This is a genomic window from Spirulina sp. CS-785/01 (genome assembly GCF_028330525.1).
Taxonomy (GTDB): domain Bacteria; phylum Cyanobacteriota; class Cyanobacteriia; order Cyanobacteriales; family Spirulinaceae; genus JAQMSD01.
Window position 1 is genome coordinate 1 of sequence record NZ_JAQMSD010000069.1, and the last position, 7,222, is coordinate 7,222.

2 protein-coding genes are annotated in these 7,222 nt (G+C 48.2%); one reads left to right on the forward strand and one right to left on the reverse strand.

Translation table 11 applies throughout. From position 1 onward, the window contains the following. Positions 1–350: 350 nt before the first annotated feature. Positions 351–3,731 (reverse strand): maltose alpha-D-glucosyltransferase, encoded by a 3,381-nt coding sequence (treS, locus tag PN462_RS03840; protein WP_272126645.1) that lies wholly within the window; start codon positions 3,729–3,731, stop codon positions 351–353. A 265-nt stretch (positions 3,732–3,996) separates the two neighbouring features. Here treS and PN462_RS03845 point away from each other — a divergent pair, with 265 nt between their 5' ends. After that, entirely contained in the window at positions 3,997–6,852 is a 2,856-nt protein-coding gene (locus PN462_RS03845) for a helicase-related protein (protein WP_272126646.1), read from the forward strand. The last annotated feature ends 370 nt before the right edge of the window (positions 6,853–7,222 follow it).

Here is a 7,222-nt window from a genome sequence, read left to right on the forward strand (position 1 = left end):
CCGCCCCCTTACAGCTAATCCGGTCTAGAGAAACGACCAGTAGTGTTAATCCGCAATACCCCTGGAGAGCTATTCGCAGCTACGGGAAGGTTATCTCTCCCCACTCCCCCACCTCACGAAGTAGGTGGGGGTCATTGAATCTCTTTTCACTTTTTGAAAGTTAGATTACGCTACATTTTACCTAACTTACAATGAACTAAACCCTCAATTATTAATTATTTATTATTAATTGTCGATCGCAGCTTCAGCAACCCTAAAAAAAATACCTGTACCTCTTAACAGTACAGGCATTTAACCCAAGTATAACAAAAGATCAGAGCTTTTTGTAGTACGCCTTCAAGCGTTACCCACTACTGTTCTACCTCCAACAAATTAACAATCCGTTGTAGGGTAATTTCTACCCATTCGGGATGTTTCGTGAGTTTTTGCTCTAACTCATGAAGGGCTTTTTCTAACAAATAGGCATCCAGTAACACCTGTAACTCCTGTTCCGTATTGGGGAGAAAATTCCCTGCTTGGGCTGTAGTGAGATAACTATGCAGAAAGGTGACACTCACCCAATTAAACCAAAACGCTGCCCATTGTTCCATAATCGGGAACTTATCAGCCCGTATTATACCGCTTTCTACTTCTCGCCGTAGGGCAATATTGGCCGCATAATTAAAAGATTGAATCATCCCGGCCACATCCCGCAAGGGAGAACGCTTCATGCGTCGTTCATTCAAAGGCCGATTTTTCTCTCCTTTGAAGTCAATGATAATGAAGTCTTTCCCGGTATAAAGCACCTGGCCTAAATGATAGGCCCCATGACAACGGGTGCGTAAGGCCGTAATTTTCTGGTTCAACAACAAGCTAAACTGATTTAAAATCTGGTCTTGGCGGTTGAGAACTGTATGGGCTAACTGTTGCGTTCCATTGGGGAAGTTATCTAAATGCTTCCGCATCTCTAACATCACTTGGCCTGCTAAGTTCCGGCTATATTGATATACGGAACGCTGATAAAAGGAGGTAAAGGGTTCTGGGGCAAAGGCCGCATGATCTGGGTCTGAGGCCAAGGTAATATGTAACTCGGCGGTGCGTTCTCCTAACAGTTGCACGGAGGCTAAATAAGACCCCAAAATATCATAGACATATTCAGGCCGTTCTATTTCCTGGGTCATGCCTAAGTTGAGGGAGGGAAAGGTGAGTTGACTGAGATCATGATCTGTCACCATCACCTGTTCAAAGTAACTCCGCAAGGTGTCTAGGGTATAAAACCACGCATCTTGGGTTTCGGGGACATACCCTTGTAAGACTCCGATGGTGATGGGGTCGTTATTTTTGCGGCGATATTCTAATAGGCCGGCCACGGGGGCCACGCTTGGAGAGGTGGAACTGTCTTCACTCTGGGGATATTTCCGTTCGGTGAGAAATTGACCGACTTCTAAGTCTGGGTTGATGCCGGGTTCGACTTGGCGATAGAGTTTAAAGATGGCACTATCCCCATAAATGATAGAACTGTTGTCTTGAAAGCCGCGATAACGGTGGGGTTCGAGTTGGGTCCCTGTGGACATCATCTCTTGATACATGGCCGTGGGGAGGGCATGGAGTTGGCCGAGTTTGCCCTTGACTCGTTGTTTTTTGCCGATTAATTTGAGGGGGATGGTGAGGAAGTCTAAGTCTGCGATCGCATCAAACAGATAACCCCCCTCATTCTCATTGTGTATCTGGGCAATACATTGCTCTTTTTCCGGTTGTACACCGTAAGTAATGGGGAGCCAGTACATTTGGGGCAACCCTTCGGTATATTCCACCTGTAACAGGGTGAGTTGCGCTTCGTGGTCACTGTAGGGGAGGGGGATGGTATCAATAATTTGGGTGGACTGGACGGTTCGGGTACTGCCTCGAAACCAACGGCAGGTGTAAAGATAGCGACTTAATGCCGATTCTAGGCTGGTTTTGGCGGTCTTTTGGGTGAAGACATTTTGCCATTTGCCCTGGACTTCCAGGGTGGGGAGTTTTCCCGAGGAGAGGGGGAGAGGGGATTGTAACTCCTCTACGGGTTGTAACATAAACCAGTAGAAGGAGTGGGGACTGATGCTGAGGAAGTAGTTGTCTTTGCCAATGGCCGGGAATTTAGTACGGCCAAAGATTTCGATGGGGATCATGTTCTGGAAGGGACTCAGATCGAGTTCCACCGTTTGCACAAAGCGGGAAAGGTTGGCCACGACTAAAAGATGTTCTCCGGCATAAGTGCGGGTGAAGGCCAATACTTTGCGGTTTTCGGGATAGAGTAACTCAAAGGCCCCGCGGCCAAAGGCTTGGAAGCGGGCCCGAACGGAAAGTAAGCGTTTCATCCACCACCAGAGGGAGTTGGGGTTGGCCCGTTGGGCTTCGACGTTCAGGGCTTCGTAGTGATATTCTGAGTCTAGGATGACCGGGAGATAGAGTTTATGGGGGTTGGCGCGACTAAATCCGGCGTTGCGATCGGCACTCCATTGCATGGGGGTGCGTACTCCGTCGCGATCGCCTAAATAAATATTATCTCCCATGCCAATTTCATCGCCATAGTATAACACGGGAGTACCGGGGAGAGACATTAACAGACCGTTTAACAGTTCGATCTGTCGTCGATCATTCCCCAACAGGGGGGCCAAACGGCGACGAATGCCCAAATTAATCCGTGCTTGGGGGTCTTGGGCATAGGTGCGATACATATAGTCCCGGTCTTCATCGCTGACCATTTCTAGGGTTAGTTCGTCATGGTTGCGTAAAAATAACGCCCATTGACAGTTATCGGGAATAGAGGGGGTTTGTTTCAGTATGTCTGCAATAGGGAAATTGTCCTCCATGCGGAGGGCCATAAACAAACGCGGCATGAGGGGGAAGTGAAAGTTCATGTGACATTCATTCCCCTGGCCGTAGTACGCGGCGGCATCTTCGGGCCATTGGTTGGCCTCGGCCAGTAACATGATGTTGCGGAAGTTGTCGTCAATGTGCGATCGCAGTTTCTGTAAAAAGCCGTGTGTCTCCGGTAAATTCTCCCCATTGGTCCCTTCTTTCACGTAGAGATAGGGCACCGCATCCAACCGCAGGCCATCCACCCCCATCCCTAACCAAAAGTCCACCACATCCAGAACCGCTTGCTGTACGTCGGGGCTATTATAATTTAAGTCCGGTTGGTGAGAATAAAACCGATGCCAATAATAGGCTTTAGCCACCGGATCCCAGGCCCAATTTGAGGTTTCAAAGTCCTGAAAAATAATCCGCACATCGGGATATTTATCCGGGTTATCACTCCAGACATAAAAATTCCGTTCTGGACTATCGGGGGGGGCTTTTCTAGCCCGTTTAAACCACGGGTGTTGGTCTGAGGTATGATTAACAATTAACTCGATAATCACACGAATGCCTCGCCCATGGGCCTCATCGAGGAGTTGTTGAAAGTCCTCTAATGTGCCATAAATCGAGTTGACGCTTTTATAGTCGGCAATATCATAGCCATCATCCCGAAGCGGCGAGGGAAAAAAGGGTAAAATCCAAAGGGCAGTCACCCCCAAATCTTGCAAATAGTCTAACTTTTCCGTGAGGCCACAAAAATCACCAATGCCATCCCCATCACTATCGGCAAAGGCTTTAACCGGGGCTTCATAGATCACCGCATCTTTAAACCAGAGGGGATCATCTTTGAGGAGGACGGTTTCTGGGGGAGTGGTTTGACTTTGGGTAAAACTAACACTGGTTGGGTGCATTCTCTTTGGTGGGGTTGCAACAAAAATTTAGCCAGAGATGGCTGTGAGGCGACATTTTCAGGATTTTAACGCCCCTCATTCTTTACAATACGCAATTTTCGGCCAAATTGGGAAGCCAGCCCTCACGGGGGGAAGGAGTGAGGAGTGAGGAGGTCAATTTCTACAGTTTACCAAAAAAGCCGTCCTAGCAGGACGGGGCTTTAGACCCATTATTTTTGGTAAACAAGTTAGATTGTTGAGCAGAAATGAATCATCTTAGGTTTCTATGACCACTGCTACTTCCAGTTCCATGGTTTCTTATCCTGATCCCGGTTCTATTGTTGCTTGCCGCGATCGCACTTGGGTTGTCCTTCCCTCAGCCAACCCCGACATCATCCGCTTGCGTCCCTTGAGTGGCAATGAAGAACAAATTTGTGGCATCTTTACCCCCCTAGAATTAGAACCCATTACACCCGCCCAATTTCCCCCACCCGAAGCCCAAGATATTCAAGATCATACCGCAGCAAAACTCCTCCTCAATGCAGCCCGTCTCAGTTTACGCAGTGGGGCCGGACCCTTTCGCTGTTTAGGACGGTTATCCGTGCGGCCTCGGCCCTATCAGTTAGTGCCATTACTCATGGCCTTACGCCTAGAAACCGTCCGGTTACTCATTGCCGATGATGTAGGCATCGGCAAAACCATTGAAGCAGGACTCATTGCCCGTGAACTCCTAGACCGCAACGAAATTAAACGCATTGCCGTTTTATGCCCCCCTCAACTCTGTGATCAGTGGCAACGAGAATTAAAGCAAAAATTCCATATTGATGCCGTTGTCGTCCGTTCTGGCACAGTCTCCAAGCTCGAACGGGGACTTCCCTCCGGAGATAGTCATATTTTTAGTTATTATCCCCATCTGATTGTTAGTTTAGACTATGCCAAATCAGACCGTCGCCGAGCCAGTTTTCTCACCCACTGCCCAGATTTAGTTATCGTTGATGAAGCCCACACCTGTAGTAATCGCAATAATACTGGCTCAACCCAACAACGACATCAATTAGTTCAGAAAATCGCCGCCAGACCCAACCGCCACCTAGTTTTATTAACCGCCACCCCCCACAGTGGCATTGAATCCTCCTTTTTATCCCTGTTGGGACTGTTAAACCCTGACTTTGAACAATTGGCCATTGACTCCCTCACCGAACAAGAAAGAAAAGACCTGGCCCGCCATTTTATCCAACGCCGTCGCGCCGATGTGCAGCATTGGTTAGGGAACACCACCCCCTTCCCCCAACGAAACGCTTTAGAGGCCGCCTACACCCTCAGCAAAGACTATCGAGAGTTATTTGAACAAGTCTATGACTTTGCCAGAGGTTTAGTCCGGAGTGCCGACTCCTCCTTATCCTACGCCCAACGACGGGGCCGCTATTGGTCTGCCTTAGCCATTATTCGCTGTGTCATGTCCTCTCCGGCGGCAGCAGTGACCACCCTTTCCCGTCAAATTCGTAAACGGGAAACTGCCCTCACTGACCAAGAGTCAGAAGACTTGAGCATTTTAGATGAAGACTTCGCAACTTATGTCTATGATCCCACCGAACAAGAACAAGCGGTGGATATTGTCCCCTCAGTTGTAGTCGAACAAGGCCAACAATCGTATAAAGACAGCGAGAAGCGCAAACTGAGGGCGTTTGTCAAAGCGGCTGAGACGTTATACGGGAAAAAAGATAATAAGTTACAGAGTACCTTGAAGTTAGTACAGGAACTCTTACAGGAGGGGTATAACCCGATTATTTGGTGTCGCTATATTGCCACTGCCAATTATGTGGCGAAGGAATTACGGGAAATATTAGAGAAGAAAAAAGGCGGTCAAACCCGTGTCATTGCCATTACAGGGGAACAGTCCGAGGATGAACGGGAAATCCGTTTACAGGAGTTAACCGACTATCCCCAACGGGTGATGGTGGCCACCGACTGTTTGAGTGAAGGGGTGAACCTGCAAGACTATTTTACCGCCGTGTTGCATTATGATTTACCTTGGAATCCTAATCGCCTCGAACAACGGGAAGGCCGCATTGACCGCTATGGACAAGCCGCCGAACAGGTGAAATGTCTGTTGTTATATGGGGAGGATAACCCGGTGGATGGATCGGTTTTAGAGGTTTTACTCCGTAAAGCGGTTAAAATTCACCGCAGCTTGGGAATTACCGTTCCTGTGCCGATGGATAGTAATACGGTACAAGAGGCGGTTTTTCAATCCCTATTTGAACAAGCAACAGAGGTGCGTCAGTTATCGTTATTGGAATTACTCGAAGATAATACCTCTCCTGTGGCAGAAGTCCATGCCAGTTGGGACCGGGCCGTGGAGAAGGAAAAGCAAAACCGGACTCGTTTTGCCCAACGGGCCATTAAGTCCGAAGACGTGGAACAGGAGTTAATTGAGTCTGAGGAAATTTTAGGCAGTGAACAGGATGTGGCCCAGTTTGTACAAAGTGCCTGTGGGCGGTTAAATGCCTCTCTGGTGAAGAAAAAGCAGGGCTGGTATTTACCCCATATTCCCTACTGTGTACAGGCGGTTTTAGGGAATGAACCCCGTTTGATTACCTTTACCACCCCTGCACCGGAAGGGGTAGAATATATTGGGCGCAATCATCCTTTAGTGGAGGGGTTAGCCCGTCATTTACTAGAAGGGGCGTTAGAAGGATTGTCTGACCCAGTGGCGGCACGGTGTGGCTTTACGGTGACAGATGCGGTGAGTAAACCCACGGTGATTTTACTTTTTCGGTTACGCCATCTCTTGGATAGTCCCCGTCACCAAGCGTTATTAGCCGAAGAATGTTTAGTCCGAGGGTTTACAGGTTCACCCAGTACCCCCGACTGGTTAACCCCAGAAGACACCCTCACTCTGTTGGAGAATGTTGCACCTGTGGCGGATTTTCCCATTGAACGTAAACGGATGACCCTTGACCGTTTACTGGGACGGTTGGGGGATTTGGAGGAGGAATTGGGGGAAATTGCCGAAATGCGATCGCGCCACTTAGCCCAATCCCACGCCAGAGTCCGGGCCATCACCCAAGAAGGCAAAGTACAAGTCAAACCTCATCTCCCCATGGACATTTTAGGAATCTACTATCTAGTCAATCCTTAACAGCGTTCTTCTGAAGGCAGAAGGCAGAAGGGGGAATTAAGGCAGAGGGCAGAAGGAAGGAGAAAGGAGGAAGTTGGCCTAAAGAAACCCGGTTTCTGGCACTTAACCTTTAAATTCTAAACCCGTTTTCAACGGGTTTAAGCTATTAGCCTTGGGTTTTAACCCAAGGCTTTCTGATACTTAACTTAACCCTTAACCCAAAGCTTTCTGATACTTAACTTAACCCTTAACCCAAAGCTTTCTGATACTTAACTTAACCCTTAACCCAAGGCTTTCTGATACTTAACTTAACCCTTAACCCAAGGCTTTCTGATACTTAACTTAACCCTTAACCCAAAGCTTTCTGATACTTAACTTAACCCTTAACCCA

What these genes read in the sequence shown, in the direction of transcription:
- treS (WP_272126645.1), bottom strand. Translation starts at nt 3,731, where the DNA reads ATGCACCCAACCAGTGTTAGTTTTACCCAAAGTCAAACCACTCCCCCA.
- PN462_RS03845 (WP_272126646.1), top strand. Translation starts at nt 3,997, where the DNA reads ATGACCACTGCTACTTCCAGTTCCATGGTTTCTTATCCTGATCCCGGT.